This is a genomic window from Nitratidesulfovibrio sp. 1201_IL3209 (assembly GCF_036763125.1).
Lineage (GTDB): Bacteria > Desulfobacterota > Desulfovibrionia > Desulfovibrionales > Desulfovibrionaceae > Cupidesulfovibrio.
Window position 1 is genome coordinate 153,366 of sequence record NZ_JBAIYT010000002.1, and the last position, 19,711, is coordinate 173,076.

11 protein-coding genes are annotated in these 19,711 nt (G+C 70.1%); 7 read left to right on the top strand and 4 right to left on the bottom strand.

Going from position 1 to position 19,711, the window contains the following annotated elements:
• The first annotated feature begins 31 nt into the window (after nucleotides 1-31).
• From V6B97_RS02235 to V6B97_RS02265, 7 genes are all read left to right on the top strand, one after another.
• A complete protein-coding gene (locus V6B97_RS02235) occupies nucleotides 32-2,431 on the top strand; it encodes an autotransporter assembly complex protein TamA (protein ID WP_333504857.1) in 2,400 nt (799 codons plus the stop codon).
• Complete coding sequence (locus tag V6B97_RS02240; protein ID WP_333504858.1) at nucleotides 2,431-7,698, top strand: translocation/assembly module TamB domain-containing protein; 5,268 nt, start codon at nucleotides 2,431-2,433, stop codon at nucleotides 7,696-7,698. Before V6B97_RS02235 ends, V6B97_RS02240 begins: the two co-directional genes overlap by 1 nt.
• A 218-nt stretch (nucleotides 7,699-7,916) precedes the next feature.
• Nucleotides 7,917-9,098, top strand: coding sequence for a 12,18-didecarboxysiroheme deacetylase (gene ahbC / locus V6B97_RS02245; protein WP_333504859.1), 1,182 nt, complete (start codon nucleotides 7,917-7,919; stop codon nucleotides 9,096-9,098).
• A 187-nt stretch (nucleotides 9,099-9,285) separates the two neighbouring features.
• Nucleotides 9,286-10,287, top strand: coding sequence for a porphobilinogen synthase (gene hemB / locus V6B97_RS02250; protein ID WP_333504860.1), 1,002 nt, complete (start codon nucleotides 9,286-9,288; stop codon nucleotides 10,285-10,287).
• 1 nt (nucleotide 10,288) lies between these two features.
• The gene (ahbD, locus tag V6B97_RS02255; RefSeq protein ID WP_333504861.1) at nucleotides 10,289-11,584 is read left to right on the top strand and encodes a heme b synthase; all 1,296 of its coding nucleotides are present in this window, start codon (nucleotides 10,289-10,291) and stop codon (nucleotides 11,582-11,584) included.
• Between the two features lie 10 nt (nucleotides 11,585-11,594).
• A complete protein-coding gene (gene ahbA, locus V6B97_RS02260; RefSeq protein WP_333504862.1) occupies nucleotides 11,595-12,098 on the top strand; it encodes a siroheme decarboxylase subunit alpha in 504 nt (167 codons plus the stop codon).
• Nucleotides 12,099-12,219: 121 nt separating this feature from the next.
• Complete coding sequence (locus tag V6B97_RS02265; protein ID WP_333504863.1) at nucleotides 12,220-13,587, top strand: RtcB family protein; 1,368 nt, start codon at nucleotides 12,220-12,222, stop codon at nucleotides 13,585-13,587.
• Between the two features lie 546 nt (nucleotides 13,588-14,133).
• On the opposite strand, the gene V6B97_RS02270 is transcribed toward V6B97_RS02265, so the two are convergent.
• The 4 genes from V6B97_RS02270 to V6B97_RS02285 all read right to left on the bottom strand — a co-directional run bounded on the left by V6B97_RS02270 (nucleotide 14,134) and on the right by V6B97_RS02285 (nucleotide 19,636).
• Nucleotides 14,134-14,874, bottom strand: a complete 741-nt coding sequence (locus V6B97_RS02270; RefSeq protein ID WP_333504864.1) for a hypothetical protein — start codon at nucleotides 14,872-14,874, stop codon at nucleotides 14,134-14,136.
• 84 nt (nucleotides 14,875-14,958) lie between these two features.
• Nucleotides 14,959-16,113 (bottom strand): quinone-interacting membrane-bound oxidoreductase complex subunit QmoC, encoded by a 1,155-nt coding sequence (gene qmoC, locus V6B97_RS02275; RefSeq protein ID WP_333504865.1) that lies wholly within the window; start codon nucleotides 16,111-16,113, stop codon nucleotides 14,959-14,961.
• A 13-nt stretch (nucleotides 16,114-16,126) separates the two neighbouring features.
• Nucleotides 16,127-18,391, bottom strand: coding sequence for a hydrogenase iron-sulfur subunit (locus V6B97_RS02280; RefSeq protein ID WP_333504866.1), 2,265 nt, complete (start codon nucleotides 18,389-18,391; stop codon nucleotides 16,127-16,129).
• Between the two features lie 6 nt (nucleotides 18,392-18,397).
• Nucleotides 18,398-19,636, bottom strand: a complete 1,239-nt coding sequence (locus V6B97_RS02285) for a CoB--CoM heterodisulfide reductase iron-sulfur subunit A family protein (RefSeq protein WP_333504867.1) — start codon at nucleotides 19,634-19,636, stop codon at nucleotides 18,398-18,400.
• Between the last annotated feature and the right edge of the window lie 75 nt (nucleotides 19,637-19,711).

Consider the following 19,711-nt stretch of genomic DNA (forward strand, 5'->3'; position numbering starts at 1 on the left):
TTGCGCCGCCGTGGCGTGGTGGTTCCGCCTCGTGCCGCTTCAGCTGGCGCTGGCCCTGTTGCCCCTGCTGCCCCTGCTGTCCCTGACGCTGGCGGGCTGCGCGGCCACCGGCAACGGCGCTCACACCGTTTCCGAGGCGCCCGGCCCTTCCGCCCCGGCTGCCGAATCCGGCACGGACGGGCCTGCCGGGTCTGCTCCCCCGCGCGATGCCGCGCACGCCGACGATGCGGCAACCCGCGCCTTCGGCGCCATCACCCCGCCGCGCACCCCGCCGGACCTGTGCCCCAGCCCCACGGACACGGGCGCTCCCCCAATTCCGGCCCCCCCTCCCGGAACATCCCCTGACGCGAACGCGGACCAGCCCGTGCACAAGGTGGCCTACCGGGTATCCTTCGTCATCGTCCCGCCCGACGGCGACACGTCCCCCAACGGCGCATCCACGGGCGGTGCATTCCCGGACGGCGCGTCCACAGACAGCGCGTCCACAGACGGCACACCCGCCATGCCGCAGCCCGCCGCCGCGTCGCCGCCTTCACCCGACGCCGGAGAACAGGCCCTGCTGGACGGCGTGCGCGACGCCAGCCTGCTGCACCGCCTGGCCGACACCCCGCCCGACAGCCTGACCGGCCTGCACCGCCGCATGCTGGCGGACGAGCAGGAGGCGGAGAAGGTGCTGCGCGCCCACGGGTATTACGCGGGCACGGCGGAAGGCAGCATCGACGCCGCAGCGTCGCCCGTGGCCGTGCGGCTGGAACTGCGCCCCGGCCCGCGCTACGTGGTGGGCGCCACACGTATCCGCATCATCGACTGGATGCGCCCGCCCGCCACGGAACCCGCCCCCGCGCCGCCGCGCACCCTGGCCGACGTGGGTCTGGCCCCCGGCGCGCCCGCCGCGTCCGACGCCGTGCTGGACGCCGTGGACCGCGTGCCCGCCGCCCTGCGCGACATGGGCTACCCGTTCGCGCGGGTGGCGTCCGCCCGGTACGGAGTGGACCACGCCGCACGCACCCTGGACGCCGCCGTGGACGTGGAGGCGGGGCAGCCCACCCTCATGGGGCCGCCGCAGGTGTTCGGCACGCGCACGGTGCGGCCGGAATGGCTGGAATCCATGGCGGACTGGCAGCCCGGCCAGCCGTGGGACGAGCGGGCGGTGGATCGCTACCGCGAACGGCTGCGCGCCACCGGGCTGTTCAGCGCGGTCAGCGTGGGAGCCGTGCCCATGGCGGATTCCGGCGCAGGCGGCCAGGCCGGGGACGGAAGCACGTCCCACCCCGACACGCCCCCCGGCACACCCCCCGGCACACCACCTGACACGTCCGCCGACGTGCCCGATCCCACTCCGGGCACCGTCTACACCAGCCCGGTGCGGACGGAGGTGACCGAAGGGCCGCACCGCACCGTGGGCGGCGGCCTGCGCTACGATTCCACCCTTGGCCCCGGCGTGCTGGCCTTCTGGGAGCACCGCAACCTGCTGGGCGAAGGGGAACGGCTGCGCCTGGAACTGCCCGTCTGGGACAAGCGGCAGGAGGGCAAGGCCAGCTTCCGCAAGCCGTCCTTCCTGCGCCCCGACCAAGAACTGCTGGCCGAAAGCTGGGTGCGCAACGAAACCTCCGACGCCTACGACCAGCAGGCGGCCTTCGCCTCGCTGGGCCTCGCGCGCGACCTGGCCCCCGGCTGGCGGGCCGGGGCGGGCGTTTCCACCGAAGGCGGCCGCATCGAGGACGCCAACGGACCGGAACGCTCGTACACCATGTGGGGGCTGCCGCTCTTCCTGCGCCGCGACGGCACCGACGACCTGCTGGACCCCACGCGCGGCACGCGGGCCGAACTTTCCGTCACCCCCTACACCGGGGTGTACGGCGAACCGTTCAACGTGGTGCGCTCGCGGCTGGACGTCAGCGCCTACCACGTGCTGCTGCGCGGCAGGGCAGACCGGCCCGGGCAGGACGGGCCGGGCGGCCGGGACGGCGATGGAACCCCGCCCGCCGACGGGCCTGACGGCCCCGACGGACGGCTGGTGCTGGCCGCCAGCGCGGCCGCCGGTTCGCTGTCCGGGGCGTCCAGCGGGGCGGTGCCCGGCTCCATCCGCTTCTACGGCGGCGGGGGCGGCTCGGTGCGCGGCTACGCCTACCAGTCGCTGGGCCCGCGCGAGGACGGCGACCCCATCGGCGGCTCCTCGTTCGGCGAAGCCAGCTTCGAACTGCGCTACCGCATTTCGGAAACCCTGGGCATCGTGCCCTTTCTGGACGGCGGCAACGTCTACGAACAGGAAACGCCCCGCTTCGGCGACGCCATGCGCTGGGGCGCGGGCATCGGCGTGCGCTACTACACCGTGGCCGGGCCGCTGCGCTTCGACGTGGCCACCCCGCTGAACCCGCGCGAGGACGACGCACCCCTGCAATTCTACATCAGCATCGGGCAGAGCTTCTGATGACCGACCCGCACCGCCATACCGCCCCCGGCACCGCACCGCCGACGCCGCCCGCACCCCCCGAAGGGAAGCGCCGGACGCGGCGGCCGTGGCGCACCCTGGGGTTTGCGGCGCTGGCGACGCTGGCGGCCCTGCTGCTGGCGCTGGGGGCCGGGGCGGCCTTCCTGCGCAGCGCCCCCGGCGAGGCATGGCTGGCGGCACAGGCCGTGCGGCTGCTGGCGGCGGCGGGCGTCACCGCCACGCTGGACGGGCTGGAAGGCCCCCTGCCGCAACGGCTGCTGCTGCGCAACCTGACCCTGGCCGACGGGCGCGGCCCCTGGCTGCACGTGGACGAAGCGGAAATCCGCCTGCGCCCGCTGGCCCTGCTGCATGTCACGCTGGACGTGGAACTGGTGCGCGTGACATCCCCCCGCTGGGAACGGATGCCGGAAATGCCGGACAGCGGAGAACCGAATCCGGACGACGGGGCGGCATTCGACCCGCTGGCCCTGCCGGTGCGAATGCGGCTGGGGGAACTGGCCGTGCACCACGCCGTGCTGGGCGCGGAACTGCTGGGCCGCCAACTGACCTTTTCGCTGCGCGGCGCGCTGGACGCCCCCGTGGGGGCCGTGTCCGCCCGGCTGCAACTGGACCGCGAACCCGTGCCCGCTGGCAACGGACCGGATATCCCTGCCCCGGACGGCTCCGCTACGAATGTTTCCGGGACGGCACCCCCCGGCGGCCTTGCCCTCGCCCTGTCCTACGCCGCCCGCAGCGGCGACCTGCAACTGGACGTCACCGGCGGCGAGGACGCGGGCGGCCTGCTGGGCTGCCTTGCGGGCCAGCCGGACCTGCCCGCCTATGGCCTGCGGCTGGCCGGACGGGGCAGCGGCGGCCGGTGGCACGGCTGGCTGGCGGCCTCGGCGGGCGACCTGCTGCGGCTGGACGGCGAGGCCGACGCGGAACTGGACGCCAGCGCCCCGGGCATCGCCGCATGGCTGGCGGGCCGGAAGGATTCCGTCTGGCGGGCCGACCTGCACCTGACCGCGCAGGCTGGTGCCGACGCCCCGGCGGAACTGCGCCGCTGGACGGGTTCCTCCGGCATGCCGGATTCGCCGGACACGGGCCTGACCCTGCGGGCGCAGGCCTCCGGCAGACACGGGCGCGACGGCATGGCGCTGGACATCCCCCTGCTGGCGCTGGATGGCGGCGCATGGAGCCTGGAACTTGCCGACGGCACGCTGCACGCCCCCGCCGGAACGGCCTTGGCCGCCCCCATGGACCTGCGCGCCAGCGTGCGGTCACGGCTGCGCGACGCAGCCGCCCTGCTGCCTGATGCCCCCCTGCGCACGGCCGAGGCCGCACTGACGGTGCATGGCCGCCTGAACGGGCCGGACGGGGACGCGCTGGCCCTGAGCGGCCGGGGCGATCTGCGCGGCGTGGCGGCGGCCGCGCACGCGGATATTGCCGTGGACATGGATGGTACCCTGCACCGCACCGGCCAGCGGCTGGCATTGGACGGCCTGCGGCTTGCCGCCGGTCTGGCCTCCGACCCGGCGGCCAGGGACGGGAACGGCGATGCGGGCAGGCCCGACGGGGACGCCGCCCCGCAAGCGGTCCCCTCCGTTCCGCTGACCATCCTGACCGCCCTGACCGGCGGGGGCGCGTGGGATGCCGCCACCCGGCAGGCCACGGCCAGCCTTGCGGCCGAACTGCCGGACCTTCCCGGCCTGCTGGCGCTGCTGACGCCGCCCGCCCCGGCCACGGGCAGCGGACCTGGCCTGACACCCGGAACTCCCGGCAAAAGCCCGGCCACCCCGCCCCCCCTGCTGGCGGGCAACGCGCGGCTGGATGCGGACCTGGACCTGCGCCTGCCGCCCGTTCCGGGGGCTGAGCCCACCGGCGTCCCCCCCGGCCTGCGCCTGACGCTGCGCGGCCAAGGCGACGGACTGCGCTGGCATTCCCCGCAGCTTCAGCACCTGCTGGGTGCATCGCCCGCCCTGTCCGCCCAGGCCAGCGGCGGCTACGCAGCCCCCCTGCGGCTGGAACTGCGCGAGCTTGCCGGTACCCGGCTGTCCGGCCGGGGCACGGCCAGCCTCGCCGCCCCCGCATCCGAAAACGGCACGGCACCCGGCCTGCTGCCTCCGGTAACCGGCGCGTCCGTGCTCGACGCCGCGGCCCGGCTGACCGTGACGGATGTGAACGGCCTGCTGGCCTCCGACGGGCAGCAGACAAAGGGCACACCCACGCGGGCTGCCCACAACGACGAGGACACCCTGACCCTCGACCTCGACGCCAACGGCATGCTGGCCGCCCCCAAGGTGCGCCTGTCGGCCGTCCTGCCGTCTCTCGTCCTGCCCACGGTCGGGGTGCGCGGGCTGGCGGCCCGGCTGGAGGCGGACCTGAACCTGCCCGTGGCCGCCCCCCACCCCGCCGGAACTACGCACCCCGGCGGCATGGCGGCCCCCGCCACACCGCCCGCCGAATCTCTTGCCCCTCCGCTGTCCGGCCGGGGCAGCCTGAACATTTCCGCCTCCGACGCCCTGGGCGCGCCGCTGGCCGTGGACGCCCACTGGCGGCTGGAACAGCGCGGCGAACGGGGTGAAGAACGGGGCAACGCACGCGTGGACCTCACCCGCGCCGAGGGGGCGGGCCTGCGCGGGCTGGCATCCCTTGCCGCGTCATGGCGGAATGCTGCCGCCGCACCCACCCTGTCCGGTACCGCCGACATGGCCGTGGCCGACTGGTCCGCGCTCTCCCGCGCGGCGGGCACGTCGCTGTCCGGCGGGAGCGCCCGGCTGCGGGTACGGCTGGGGGACGGAAGCCCCCTCCCTGCCCTCGCCGCTGCCGGGGGGGCCGCCACCCCGCTGCACGCGGAGGCCACGGCGGACCGGCTCTCCATCGGCGGCGCGGCCACACTCGACACCCTGTCCCTGACCCTCGACATACGGGACATACAGGACATGCGGGACGGGGCACCCCCGCGCGGCGCGGCCCGCCTGCGCACCGGACCCGGCAGGGCGGCCGGGCTGGCCTGGGATGCGGCCAACGCCACGCTGGGCATGGGGGACAGCGGGGGGAACAACGGGGGGAACAACGGCGCGCCCACGCCCGGCGCGGCCTTCGCGCTGGCCCTGCGCGGGCGCAGCACGGCGGACGTGCGGGGCGGCTACGATGCCGCCGCGCAAATCCTGCGGCTGGACACCCTGCACCTGTCGGACGCGACCCACGGCGCCAGGGTGGCCCTGGTCCGCCCCACGGACATCGCATTGGCCGACGGAGTGCGGGTGGACGGCCTGCGTCTGGCGCTGGACGCCACGCCGCCGGGGGCCCCGGGTTCCCGACGCGCTGGCCGCAACGGGCGCCCGGCGGCGTCCGCTTCCACCTCCTCCACATCCTCCACGGGCACCCCCACCACCGGCTCCCTGGATGTTTCCCTGGACCTGCACGGCGATGCCGCCGCCCGCAACGTCACGCTGGACGCCGCCCTTACCGGCGTACCCCTGCGCGTGCTGCGTCTGGCTGCCGACCTGCCGCTGCCGGAGGGACGCATTTCCGGCTCCGCGTCGCTGCGCGGGCAGGGGAATTCCGGCTCCGGCCATTTCCGGCTGGAGGCCGAAGACGTGGCCTACCCCGACCCCGGCCAGATGCCCGCCGCCTTCCGCTTGGCAGGCTCCATCGAACCCGGCGCCATCGAATCCGGCGGACCCGCTCGCGGCAACCCCGCTACCCCACCCGGCGCCGGGCTGCTGCGCGCCACCCTGTCCGCAGAAGGCTTGCAGGCCGACGTGGCCGAAGCGGCCGCCACCCTGCCCCTGCGTTTCACGGCGGGCCTGCCCGCCCCGGACCTGACGGGAGACATGGCGGCAGATATCCGCTGGCGCGGCCCGGTGGCCCCGGTGTGGCGCTTCGTGCCGCTGGCCGACCGCCGCCTGACCGGCACGGGCGGCCTGACCGCCTCGCTGCGCGGCCCGGTCACCGCCCCCCGCGTGGAAGCGGATGCCTTCCTGTGCGGCGGGCGCTACGAAGACCTGGTGTCCGGCGTGCTGCTGGCGGACATCCAGATGGACGCCCGGCGCGAGGACGACGGCACCCTGTCCGTACGCGCCCGGCTGGGCGACGGGCGCGGCGGCGCGGCGGCCCTGGAAGGGCGGCTCTCGCCGCCCCCGTCCGCTCCACCCGGCCCGTCCACCTCGTCCGGCCCGCACGCTCCCGCCTTCCGCGACCTCACCCCGCGCATCGACCTGCGCGGCCGGTTGCTGCGCCTCAGCCCCCTGCACCGCGACGACCTTTCACTGACCCTGTCCGGCGGGGTGGAGGTCACCGGCCCGCTCACCGCGCCGCTGGTGCGGGCGGACATCACCGTGCCCGAGGGCGAACTGCGCCTGTTGCGCGGGCTGGGCGGCGGGGTCACCACCCTTGACGTCACTGATGACGTGACCGAAAAGGCCGCCTCCCCGCCGTCCGCTTCCGCCACGGCCATCACCCCGCCAACGCCCCCTCCCGGCCCGCAGTTGGACCTGCGCATCGTGGTGCCGCAGCGGTTCTTCATCCGGGGGCGCGGGCTGGACAGCGAATGGCAGGGCGACCTGCGCGTTTCCGGCCCCGCCGCGTCCCCGGCGCTGGTGGGCGCGCTGTCGCCGGTGCGCGGCCGGTTCGACCTGCTGGCCAAACCGTTCACCCTGTCGCGCGGCAGCATCGCCTTCACCGGCGAACGGCCGCCCAACCCGGCGCTGGACCTGGACCTGACCAACGAGGGCCCGGCGGTCACCGCCGTGGCCCACGTGGGCGGCACGGCCCGCCGCCCCGCCCTTTCCCTGTCCAGCACGCCCGCCCTACCCCAGGACGAGGTGATGAGCTACGTGCTGTTCGGCAAGCCGCTGACCGAACTCAGCCGGTTCGAGGCGTTGCAGGCCGCCAACGCCCTGCGCACCCTGTCCGGCGCGGGCGGCGACTTCGACGTGCTGACCTCGGTACGGCGCACCCTGGGCGTGGACGTGCTGCGGGTGGGCTCGTCGGACCCGGCCCGCCAGCGCTCCGCCACTGCCCCGCGCGACCCGTCCATGGCCGGATCCGCGCGCCCGGACGGCGACGTCCGGGAGGGCCAGCCCACGCTGGAGGCGGGCAAGTACCTGCTGGACAACGTGTACGTGGGCGTGGAGCAGGGCGCGGAGCCGGGCACCACCGGCGCGCGGGTGGAAGTGGAACTGCTGCCCCGCCTGAATCTGGAAGGCCGCAGTTCGCCCACGTCGAGCGAACTCGGCATCATGTGGAAAAAGGACTACTGACCCCGCACCCTTGCGCCCGCCCCTGCCCCCGTCCGCGCGTCCCGCTCCGGGCCGTTGCGCCGCAATGCCCGCCGCGCCGGAGTTGCTTTCCCTCCGTCACGATTTATGCTAGGGCGTGAGGACGTTTTTCCGGTGCCAGTCCGCCGCGCCACGCCCCGTGCCCCAAGGCCGGGGCCTCTCTTGTGGGCGCGTCCGGCGGCCAGCCAACAGGAGTGAGAATGATCGGCATCTCCAAGCTTTACTGTGGTCAGGTCGAACCCTCCGACGCCCTTCGTTACGGGCGCCATTCGGGCCAGCTTCCCTCCCACCTGCTCCAGTTCTCCAAGGACAAGAAACCGGTGGTGGTCTGGAACATGACCCGCCGTTGCAATCTGAAGTGCGTGCACTGTTACGCCCAGGCCGTGGACCCCGACGGCAAGGACGAAATCTCCACCGAACAGGGCAAGGCCATCATCGACGATCTCGCCGCCTACGGCGCGCCGGTGATGCTCTTTTCCGGCGGCGAACCGCTGGTGCGCCAGGACCTGGTGGAACTGGCCAAGCACGCCACCTCGCGCGGCATGCGGGCGGTCATCTCCACCAACGGCACGCTCATCACCAAGCAGAAGGCCCGCGAACTGAAGGAAGTGGGCCTGTCCTACGTGGGCATTTCTCTGGACGGCGGCGAAGAGGTGCACGACAGGTTCCGCGCCGTGCCCGGCTCGTTCCGCCGCGCGCTGGAAGGCATCGAGAACTGCAAGGCCGAAGGGCTGAAGGTGGGCCTGCGCTTCACCATCAACAAGCGCAACCAGGGCGAGGTGCCCAAGCTGTTCCAGCTGCTGCGCGACCTTGAAGTGCCGCGCATCTGCTTCTACCACCTGGTGTACTCGGGCCGCGGTTCCGAACTGATCAAGGAAGATCTGGACCACGCCGAAACCCGCGCCATGGTCGACCTGCTCATGGACAAGACGCGCGAACTATTCGACGCCGGGCTGCACAAGGAAGTGCTGACCGTGGACAACCACGCCGACGGCCCCTACGTGTGGATGCGCATGCTGAAGGAAGACCCCAAGCGCGCCGCCGAGGTGTTCGAGCTGCTCCAGTACAACGAGGGCAACAGCTCCGGGCGCGGCATCGGCTGCATCTCGTGGGACGGCAAGGTGCACCCCGACCAGTTCTGGCGCCAGCACGTGATGGGCAACGTCCTGGAACGCCCCTTCTCGCAGATCTGGGACGACCCGAACATCGAACTGCTGCACAAGCTGAAGGACAAGAAGCAGCACGTGGGCGGCCGCTGCGCCACCTGCCGCTTCCTGAACATCTGCGGCGGCAACTTCCGCGCCCGCGCCGAAGCCTACTACGGCGACATCTGGGCGCAGGACCCCGCCTGCTACCTGACCGACGACGAAATCCGCGCGTAGGCCAGCCCGCGCCGGAACCATACCTGCCATAACGGTACCCGGACGGCCTTGGGCCGTCCGGGTGCACGCCGCGCCCACGGCGCCGCCGCCCCGGCGGACCGCCCATCCGCGCCGCTGCCGCCCTGCGGCCCTGCGGTACGGACGCACCGCGCGAAGCGTTTCAACCCTGCCTACTCCAGGAGACGGCATGTCCGAATTCGGGGACTTCTTCCGGGGGCGCAGACTGCGCCGCACCGCCGCCCTGCGCGAGATCGTGCGCGAAACCGCGCTGCACGCGGCCGACCTGATGATGGCCTACTTCGTGGTGGAAACCGACGACCCCGCCTTCCGCAAGGAGATCGGGGCCATGCCGGGCCAGTACCAGCTTTCGTTGCAGGAACTGGAAAAACAGGTGGAAGCCGCCGTGGCCACGGGCCTGCGCAGCTGCATCCTGTTCGGCATCCCGAAAGAGAAGGACTATCGCGGCAGCGAGGCCTACAACAAGGACGGCGTGGTGCAGCAGGCCGTGCGCCTGCTGAAGAAGCGCTGGCCGAGCCTGGTGGTGTGCACCGACGTGTGCCTGTGCGAATACACCGACCACGGCCACTGCGGCCTGGTGCGCCAGGGCGACACCTCCGGCGAGGTGCACAACGACCCCACCCTGTCGCTGCTGGCCAAGACCGCCGTGAGCCACGCCGAGGCGGGCGCCGACATGGTGGCCCCGTCGGACATGATGGACGGCCGGGTGCAGGCCATCCGCCGGGCGCTGGACCAGAACGGGTTCACCCACATCCCGGTCATGTCCTACGCGGTGAAGTACGCCTCCAGCTTCTACGGCCCGTTCCGCGAGGCGGCCGAATCCACCCCGCAGTTCGGCGACCGCAAGACCTACCAGATGGACCCCGCCAACCGGGTGGAGGCCATGCGCGAGGCGGCGGCCGACATCGCCGAGGGCGCGGACATGCTGATCGTGAAGCCCGCCGGGCCGTACCAGGACATCATCCGCGACGTGCGCGACCGCTTCGACGTGCCCGTGGCCGCCTACCAGGTGAGCGGCGAATACGCCATGATCCGCGCGGCCGGGCTGAACGGCTGGATCAACGAGGACGCCGTGGTCATGGAAGCGCTGCTGGGCATCAAGCGCGCCGGGGCCGGGCTGATCATCACGTACTTTACCGAAGACCTGCTGCGCAAAGGGCTGGTGAACTAGCATGAGCCATCCGCAACACCCCGGCGACGAACGCACGACCGGACACCCCGGCGGACATCCCGCCAGCCATCCGGGTGGTCATCCGGCCAGCCCGCAGGGCGATCATCCGCACGGACATCCGGGCGGGCATCTCGCCAGCCTTCAGGGTGGACATCCCGGCGCGGGTCATCCCGGCGGCCATCCGTCCGGCCATCCTTCCGGAGTGGGCGCGCCGCAGATGCCGCGCACCCTGCCCGACGGCACCCCCACCTGCAAGCTCATCGCGTGGGAGGTGACCCGCTCGTGCAACCTGGCCTGCAAGCACTGCCGGGCCGAAGCGCACGAGGAGCCCTACCCCGGCGAGTTCTCCACCGCAGAGGCCAAGGCCCTCATCGACACCTTTCCGCAGGTGGGCAACCCCATCATCATCTTCACCGGCGGCGACCCCATGATGCGGCCCGACGTGTACGAGCTCATCGCGTACGCCACCGGCATCGGCCTGCGCTGCGTCATGTCGCCCAACGGCACCCTGATCACGCCGGAAACGGCCCGCATGATGAAGGAATCAGGCGTGCAGCGCTGCTCCATCTCCATCGACGGGCCGGACGCCGCCAGCCACGACGCCTTCCGGGGCGTGCCCGGCGCGTTCGACGCCTCCCTGCGGGGCATCGAATACCTGAAGCAGGCGGGCATCGAGTTCCAGATCAACACCACGGTCACCCGCGACAACCTCGGCAGCTTCAAGGACATCTTCAGGCTGTGCGAGCGCATCGGCGCGGCCGCGTGGCACATCTTCCTGCTGGTGCCCACCGGGCGCGCGGCGGGCCTTGGCGACCAGGTCATCTCGGCCACGGAATACGAAGATGTGCTGAACTGGTTCTACGACTTCCGCAAGACCACCTCCATGCACCTCAAGGCCACCTGCGCGCCGCACTACTACCGCATCATGCGCCAGCGGGCCAAGGAAGAGGGCGTGGCCGTCACCCCCGACACCTTCGGCATGGACGCCCTGACGCGCGGCTGTCTTGGCGGCATCGGGTTCTGCTTCATCAGCCACGTGGGGCAGGTGCAGCCGTGCGGCTACCTGGAACTGGACTGCGGCAACGTGCGCGAAACGCCGTTCCCCGAAATCTGGCGCAACACGCACCATTTCAAGCAGTTCCGCGATCAGGACGCCTACACCGGCAAGTGCGGCCCCTGCGAATACCACAAGGTGTGCGGCGGCTGCCGCGCGCGCGCCTACAACATGAGCGGCGACCACATGGCCGAGGAACCGCTGTGCTCGTACACCCCCCGGCGCACCGGCGCGTGCCGCTGACGGAGGCATCATGACCGCATCCCACGCCGAAAGCTGCACTGCCCCGTACTCTGTCAACGATACGCTGGACCAGATCGACAAGCGCATCCTGGACGTCATCCAGTCGGACTTTCCGCTGGAATCGCGCCCCTATGCCGTCATCGGCGAAAAGTGCGACATCACCGAGGCGGAAGCGCTGGCCCGCGTGCGCGCCATGCGCGAGCGCAGGCTGATCCGCCGCCTGGGGGCCAATTTCCAGTCGGCCAAGCTGGGCTTCCGCTCCACGCTGTGCGCGGCCAAGGTGCCCGCAGAGGCCATGGACGCATTCGTGGCCGAGGTGAACCGCCACGTGGGGGTCACCCACAACTACCTGCGCGACCACGAATACAACATCTGGTTCACCTGCATCGGCCCCTCGTGGGACAGCGTGTGCGCCACCCTGGCCGAGATCACCGAAAAGACCGGCATCCCCATCCTGAACCTGCCCGCCACCAGGCTATACAAGATCAAGGTGGATTTCCAGATGGGCGAGTAGCCCGCAAGAATGCGCCGCTGTTGCAGCCAAGGCCCCGGACTTGCATGACCAGTCCGGGGCCTTTTCATGCCGTATGGTTGCCCGGCTTGCCCGCCCGCGTCGCCTGCCCTATGGATGGGGCATGGGACGCAAGACACACAGCAAACACACCGGCAAGCGGGGGGCACAGCCACCTGCCGACGACTCCCGCCGGGAACGCGGCAAGCGGCGCGCATCCGGCGCGGCCCGCCAGGCTCCAGACGACCGCATGGCCTACGCCACCTGCACCGGGGTACGCCACGCCCCGCCGCGCCTGTCCCTGACCATCCCGCCCGACCGCCTCGACGCCGCCACCTGGGACCAGATCGAAAGCGCGCTGGCCCTGCCCTGCATGGTGCATCTGGCCGTCATGCCCGACGCCCACGCGGGCTACGACCTGTGTATCGGCGGGGTGGCCCTGCTGGACGGGCACATCAGCCCCAGCTTCGTGGGCTATGACATCGGCTGCGGCATGTGCCACGTGAACACCGGTCTGCCCGCCGACGAAGTGCTGCCCGACGAGGCCGCCCGACGCCTGCTGTTCGACCGGCTGCGGATGGCCATTCCCGTGGGCACGGCCACCCGCGCCCACGGCGAGTATGACCTGCCGCTCTTCACCAGCGCCAGCGGCGACACGCAACTGACCGACGCGGTCAACGCGCGCCAGTCCATCCAGTTGGCCACCCTTGGCGGGGGCAACCATTTCCTGGAAGTGGGCGTGAACCGCCGGGGCGAGATCGGCGTCACCGTGCATTCCGGCTCGCGCCGCTCCGGCTGGGACATCGGCGCGTGGTACATGAAGCAGGGGCGGCTGTTCCCCCTCGATTCTCCTCTTGGCCGAGCCTACCGGCAGGACATGGACTGGGCGCTGGACTACGCCCTGCTCAACCGCCGCCTGATGCTGGAACACGCCCTGCGCGCCCTGGCCGACGTGCACCGGCAACTGGCCGGGACCACCCGCAAGCGCGTCCCCAGCCCTGCCACCCCCACGGTTTCCACGGTTCCCTCTGTCCAGCCCCCCCTTTCCGAGCACGAAATCGCCCTGCTGCTGGGCCGCATGATCAACGAGAACCACAACCACGCCGTGATCCAGAACCAGCCCGGCCCTTCCGGCGCGCCACTGGTGCTGCACCGCAAGGGCGCCACTCCGGCGGACGCGGGCCAGCCCGGCATCATCCCCGCCAACCAGCGTGACGGGGTGTACGTTACCGAAGGACTGGGCAACACCGAGTACTTGTCCTCCGCCTCGCACGGCGCGGGCCGCCGCATGTCCCGCAACGAGGCGCAGCGCACCATCCCGCTGGAACGGTTCCGGTCGCAGATGCGCGGCATCGTCTGCCGCGCCGACAAAGGCGTACTGGACGAAGCCCCGGACGCCTACAAGCCCATCGCCGAAGTGCTGGCCGCCCAGGACGGCGTGCTGGTGCGCGTCATCGACCACTTCCGCCCCTTGGTGGTGCTGAAGGGCTAGGAAAAGGTTGGGGAAAGAGCAGCCTCATCCGCAACACCCGAAGGAAACGTGCCGCGCGTAGAAGCGTGTGACGCCGCGCCTTGGCGGCGGCACATGCGTCGCGGCGGGGGCGTGGGCAGGGCACCCAAGTGAAATCAGGGCTGCGGGAGATGCGCGCGCATTGGCGGCACCGGCGGCAGATCACCCGAAGGCGCCCCGCGCCGGAGGGAAGCTGGCGCCGTAGGGACGCCGCGCAAGATACGTTGGGGGTCCAGGGGAGGCGAAGCCCCCCTGGAACGCGGGGGTGCAGGGGGTGTTCGTTAAAACCCCCCCCCCCCCCCCCCCGCCGGAGGCATAACGAAATCGAGGGTAGCTGGAGAGGTGGGACTGTCTTCGTAGAAGCCGCCCCCATCAAGGCACAACATCTTCCCCGTTCCTCTCCTCCCTCCCCTCCCCCCTCCTCGCCACCAACGTAAAAGCGCCCGGCCATACCGACCGGGCGCTCTCTTCTCACATCAAGCCGCCTCGCGGCTCTACACCGCGTGGCGACTCGAAACCGCGTAGCGACTAGAAACCGAAACCGTCGTCGCTGGCGCCGGAAGCGCCGAAACCGAAGGTATCGGGCACGCCGCCGCTGGTGTCCTCGGCGGGCGCATCGAACCCGGCGGCGGCATCGCCACCCTCGGCGGCAGCGGCACCGGCGGCTGCCACGGGCAGGGCCTTCAGGGCGTCCTTGACGGCGCGGGAAACGATGTCCTTCACGCTGGACTCGATTTCCTTCTCGTCAATGGCCACCTTGCCGTTGAAGGGAGCCAGTTCCTTCTTCAGGTTGGCGATGTCGCCGTTCAGGCTCTGGACCTTCTGTTCGGACTGGCCGAGCTTCTTCTCGAGGTCGGCGGCCTGGCCCTTGAAGGGGGTCAGTTCCTTCACCTGGGCTTCAAGCCCGGCGATGGCGTCTTCCTGTTCGGCCACGGTGGCCTTCAGGGCCGCGATCTTGTCCAGCACCACGCTGATGCCGGCCAGTTCGGCGGCGGAAATGGGCTGAAGGGACACGTTGTCACCAAGGCGGCCACATTCCTTCTTCACCCAGTCGTCGTAATTGCCTTCGGCTTCGCCGCACTGCATGAACGCGGGGTTCTGGCTGTACAGCCAGCCCTTGGCCATGGGCGCGACGGCGGCTTCCTCTTCGGTGGCCAGGGCGCGCTGGGCAAGGTAGCCCAGCAGGTCGGACACGTCGGCACCGGCTTTCCCGGCGACCAGGCCGAGAACGGTTTCCATCTTGAACACTCTGCGACCTTCGTCAGACATTGCAGCCTCCTGATATCGGAAGAATGACTTCTCGGTTCGTTGTTCCGGCCGGGCGCGCACCCTCGCGCGCCGCCTTCTCTGCCGCTAGCGGCGGCCCATGGCGCGCACGTAGGTGAGCGCGGCGGTACGGTACACAAGGTGGCCGAGCTTCGACCACGGCAGGTAGGCGAACAGCATCCACACCGCCACAAGGTGCAGGTAGTACATGCTGTACGCGACCGGAGCGATGCCCGCGAGGCGGAGCAGTTCGCAGAGCACGCCGGTGACGGCCACTACCCAGATGACGCCGAGCAGATACCAGTCGTAGTAGCTGGAGCCGGTCTTCCTGGGGTCCAGGGCCTTGCGGCGCACCGTAAGGATGGCAAGGCCCACCAGCAGCATCACCGCGCCGATGTTGGCCAGGATCTTGACCGGGAAGGTCAGGGGCATGGGCGTGTGGATTTCGATGGCCGGAATCACCTTGCCGCCCCAGTGCCCCACGGCTACCACGCCCGTGACGATGGCCAGGATGACGAAGGCGTACATGAGGGTCATGTGGCCCACCTTGCGGTCGGACTTGTCCGCGCCGCAGTCCTTGAACTTGGAGTGGGTCACCACTTCCTCGAGGATCACGTCGATGAGGTGCAGCGTCCAGTGCTTGGTCTTGCCGAGCATCATGGTGCGCCCCTCGGGCTGGAACGAGGCGAGGAGGTTCTTGGTCCCCTTCCACAGGATGCCCACCGCCGTGAAGAAGGTGAGGATGAAGATGGGGTCGATGGTGAAGTCGCCGGGGAACAGCTTGCCGTACACGATTTCGCCTTCGGGGAAGACGGAACCGTTCACGCCGGCCATGATCATCCACACCACCGCCCACAGGATGGCGGGAATGGCGATGAGGATGGGCAGGTACTGGGGCGAGGACAGCCACTTGCCCACGATGGAGGGCTGGGTGAGCCGCGCGTAGGTCATGTTGCGCAGGGCGGCCAGCAGGTCGCCGGGCTTGGCGCCGCGGGGACACAGGTCGGAGCAGGTGCCGCAGTTGTGGCACAGCCAGATGTCCACATCGGTCAGCAGCTTGTCCTTCAGGCCCCACGAGGCCCAGACCATCTCCTTGCGGGGATAGGGGTTGTTCGTGGGGGAGATGGGGCAGGCCACGCTGCAAGTGGCGCACTGGTAGCACTTCTTGAGCGATTCGCCACCGACTGCCTGCAGTTCTTTGACGAACTCAAGATCGGGTTGAATCCTGACGGGTTGAGCCATGTTCCATCTCCTCCTAGTACCCCTTGAACGGGTTCGGACCCTTCTCAAGGATCATGTTCATGAAGTCCTCGATCACGCCGGGGAGCTTGTCGTACTCGTCAATGGCGACTTCGTACTGCTCCACGCGGTCCGGTTCCACGCCAAGGCGGTTCAGCGTCTCGGCAATGTTCTCCTTGCGGCGCTTGCAGATTTCCGACCCCTTGACGAAGTGGCACTGGTAGTCGTCGCCGTACTTGCAGCCCAGCATCATCACGCCGTCGATGCCCTTGGACATGGCGTCGGCAACCCAGATGGCGTTGACCGAGCCAAGGCAGCGCACGGGAATGACGCGCACGTACGGGCTCCAGTGCTTGCCGCGCAACGCGGCCATGTCCAGCGCGGGGTAGGCGTCGTTCTCGCAGGCCAGGATGACCACGCGGGGGCCGCCCTTCTTCATGTCCGGCGGCACGTTGATCTCGCGGATCATGGAGCCGATCTGGTCGATGTTGTAGTTGGCGAAGGAGATGACGCGCTCGGGGCAGGCGCCCATGCACGTGCCGCAGCGGCGGCAGCGGGCCGGGTTCGGCTTCGGCGTGCCCTTTTCATCGTCGTCCAGCGCGCCGAAGGGACATTCCTCGGTGCAGCGCTTGCACTGGGTGCAGCGGACGAAGTTGAACAGCGGGTACGACAGGTCGCCCGAGCGGGGGTGCACCGCGACGCCCCGGTTGGAGGACTCGATGCACTGGATGGCCTTCATGGTGGCGCCCACGGCGTCTTCCTCGGCCGCGTCCAGCATCATGGGCTGGCGCACGCAGCCGGCGGCGTACACGCCCGTGCGGCGGGTTTCGTAGGGGAAGCAGATGTAGTTCGAGTCGGCGTAGCCCTCGAACAGTTCCAGGTCCGGGAAGGCCGGGCCCTGGCGGTAGTCGAAGTTGACGATGGGATCCTTGGCCGTGGCGGGCACGATGCCGGTGGGCAGCACCACCATGTCCACGTTGATCTCGATGTCGTCGCCGATCAGGGTGTTGTCGCACAGCACGTTCAGGCTGCCGTCGGCGGCCTGGGTGACGGAGCGGATGTCCGCCTTGGACATCATGACGCCCAGGCGGTCCTGCGCGGCCTTGTAGAACCGCTCGTGGATGCCCTGCACCACCATGCTGTCATACAGGATGAACGCCTGCGCGCCGTCGAAGGCGTCGCACACGTAGCCGGCCTGCTTCAGGGCCACGACGCTGCTGATGGCGTTGGAGATGGGCAGGTGGCGCACGCTTTCGTGGTCCTTGACCACCGGGGCGGCGGCTTCGCCTTCCGCCGGGGCGGGCGCTTCGGCCGGGGCCTCGGGCGCGCACAGTTCGACATAGGGGTCGGCCGGTTCGGCCAGGGCGGTGTTCAGGATGAAGGCCACGCGGCGGGCCTTGATGCCCCCGTTCTTGGCCATCTTCTCGAACTCGGCGGCGGTGACCACGTTCTGCAGGCTGCCGTAGCCGAAGGGCTCGAGCACCTTGGTGTCCTGCGGCTGCCAGCCGGTGGCCAACACCACCGCGCCCACCTTCACTTCCTGTTCGCCGGAAGCAAGGACGATGGTGGCGGTGAAGTCGCCGGGCTGGCCGGACAGCTTGGCCAGCGTGGCCTTGGTGTACACGGTGATGTTTTCGTCACCCTGCACGGCGGCGATCTTCTTTTCGATGCCGGTCTCGTGCACGTCGGTGTACGGGTGGACGAGCGGCACGGTCTTCAGCAGGCCCAGGGCGCGGCCGCCCAGGACTTCGTCCTTTTCCACCAGCACCACTTCGTGCCCCGCCAGCGAGCCGTTGACGGCCGCGGTAAGGCCGGTCCAGCCGCCGCCCAGCACCAGGATGCGGCGCACGCCCTCGGAGGGCGAACCGTCGGGCGCGGTGGTCTTCTGCAGGCGGACGACGCCCATGTTCACGTAGTCGGTGACCAGCAGTTCAAGCAGTTGGGGGGCCGCTTCGGGGTCGGCCAGCGAGCCGTCGGGGTTCTTGTAGCTCATCACGCCCTGCTCGCGCAGGTTCACGCGGTCGACGAGCACGTCCCCGAACTCGTAGAGGTCCCAGTCCACGCGGGGGGAAGCGCCGCACAGCAGCACGCCGTCCAGCCCTTCTTCTTCGATGTCGGCAGCGATCTCGTCGCGCGCCTTCTTGTCGGCAAGGACGGGAAAGACCTTGCAGACCGGCGTGAGATCGCCCCATTTGCCGCCCACGGTGTCGGCAAGGGACTCAAGGTCGAGACCGCCGCCGATGCTCGACTGGTCGAAATAGACGCCAATTTTGGTGGCCATTCTGTATTACCTCCCTCTCACCGTTTGAATCGCCTTCAGGGCGGCGCTGGTGCCGGACTGGGCGGTGCGCATCACGTCGAGCGGCTTCTGGGCGCACCCGGCGGCAAAGATGCCCTTTTCCTCGCCGCCGACGATGAAGCCTTCCTCGTCGACGGGCACGTCGAAGGGCAGCTTCTGCCCGGCAAGGCTGGGCTGCATGCCGGTGGCCAGCACGACGAGGTCGTAGCGGTGCTTGCGCTTTTCGCCCTTCACCGCGTCTTCCACCTCGACGATGACGTCGCCGGTGGCGGCGTCTTCCTCGACGCCCGCGACCTTGCCCTTGACCAGGGCGATCTTTTCGTCCGCCTTCACCTTGCGCAGGAACTTGTCATAGCGGCCGGGGGTACGCAGGTCGATGTAGTACACCGTCACTTCCGCGTCGGGGTACTGCTCGCGCACGTACAGGGCCTGCTTGAGGGAGGCCATGCAGCAGATGTAGGAACAGTAGTTCAGGTGGTTCTGGTCGCGCGAGCCCGCACACTGCACGAAGGCCACCTTCTTGGGGGCCTTGCCGTCGGAGGGGCGCTTGATCTGCCCGGCGGTGGGGCCGCTGGCCGAGGCCAGGCGCTCCAACTGCATGTTGGACACGCAGTTGGCGAACTTGCCCGCGCCCAGGTTGGAAAGCCTGGTCACGTCGTACGGCTTCCACCCGGTGGCGACCACGATGCTGCCCACATTCAGCTCGATGTCGCGGGGGGCTTCGTTCATGTCGCAGAAGGCGCTCTTGCCGACCTTCAGCTCGTCGGCGCGGGAAAGCGCGGCCTTGTCGAGCACGAAGCGGCTGGGGAAGGCGAAGGGCACGCTCATGTACAGCGGCTTGCGCTTGGCGAGGCCCAGTTCGAACTCGTTGTCGACGTCGCTTTCAAGGGAGGAGGCGAGCAGGGAAAGATCGGCGCTGCTCGGCACGGTGCCGCGCGGCTCGATGTGCACCTTGACGGTGTAGTTGCCGGCGTCGCCGGACACGGCGGTCACTTCCGCCTGGGTGAAGAACTTGATGCGGGGGTTCTTCTTGATGCGCTGGAACTGGATTTCCAGGCCGCAGGAGGGAGGGCAAAGCTTGGGGAAATACTTGTTCAGCTGCGCAACCCGCCCGCCAAGAAATGGTGTTTTCTCGACGATGTACACTTCATAGCCGACTTCCGCGGCTTCAATGGCGGCCGTAAGTCCGCTGAAACCGCCTCCGACGACGAGTATGGAGTTCGACATTCTCGCTATCCTCCCTACAGTTTATCGGGCCTTCGTCAAAACGGCCTAAGCCCAGACAATAAGGCATGCTTACTG

What these genes read in the sequence shown, in the direction of transcription:
- V6B97_RS02240 (WP_333504858.1), top strand. Translation starts at nt 2,431, where the DNA reads ATGACCGACCCGCACCGCCATACCGCCCCCGGCACCGCACCGCCGACG.
- ahbC (WP_333504859.1), top strand. Translation starts at nt 7,917, where the DNA reads ATGATCGGCATCTCCAAGCTTTACTGTGGTCAGGTCGAACCCTCCGAC.
- hemB (WP_333504860.1), top strand. Translation starts at nt 9,286, where the DNA reads ATGTCCGAATTCGGGGACTTCTTCCGGGGGCGCAGACTGCGCCGCACC.
- ahbD (WP_333504861.1), top strand. Translation starts at nt 10,289, where the DNA reads ATGAGCCATCCGCAACACCCCGGCGACGAACGCACGACCGGACACCCC.
- ahbA (WP_333504862.1), top strand. Translation starts at nt 11,595, where the DNA reads ATGACCGCATCCCACGCCGAAAGCTGCACTGCCCCGTACTCTGTCAAC.
- V6B97_RS02265 (WP_333504863.1), top strand. Translation starts at nt 12,220, where the DNA reads ATGGGACGCAAGACACACAGCAAACACACCGGCAAGCGGGGGGCACAG.
- V6B97_RS02270 (WP_333504864.1), bottom strand. Translation starts at nt 14,874, where the DNA reads ATGTCTGACGAAGGTCGCAGAGTGTTCAAGATGGAAACCGTTCTCGGC.
- qmoC (WP_333504865.1), bottom strand. Translation starts at nt 16,113, where the DNA reads ATGGCTCAACCCGTCAGGATTCAACCCGATCTTGAGTTCGTCAAAGAA.
- V6B97_RS02280 (WP_333504866.1), bottom strand. Translation starts at nt 18,391, where the DNA reads ATGGCCACCAAAATTGGCGTCTATTTCGACCAGTCGAGCATCGGCGGC.
- V6B97_RS02285 (WP_333504867.1), bottom strand. Translation starts at nt 19,636, where the DNA reads ATGTCGAACTCCATACTCGTCGTCGGAGGCGGTTTCAGCGGACTTACG.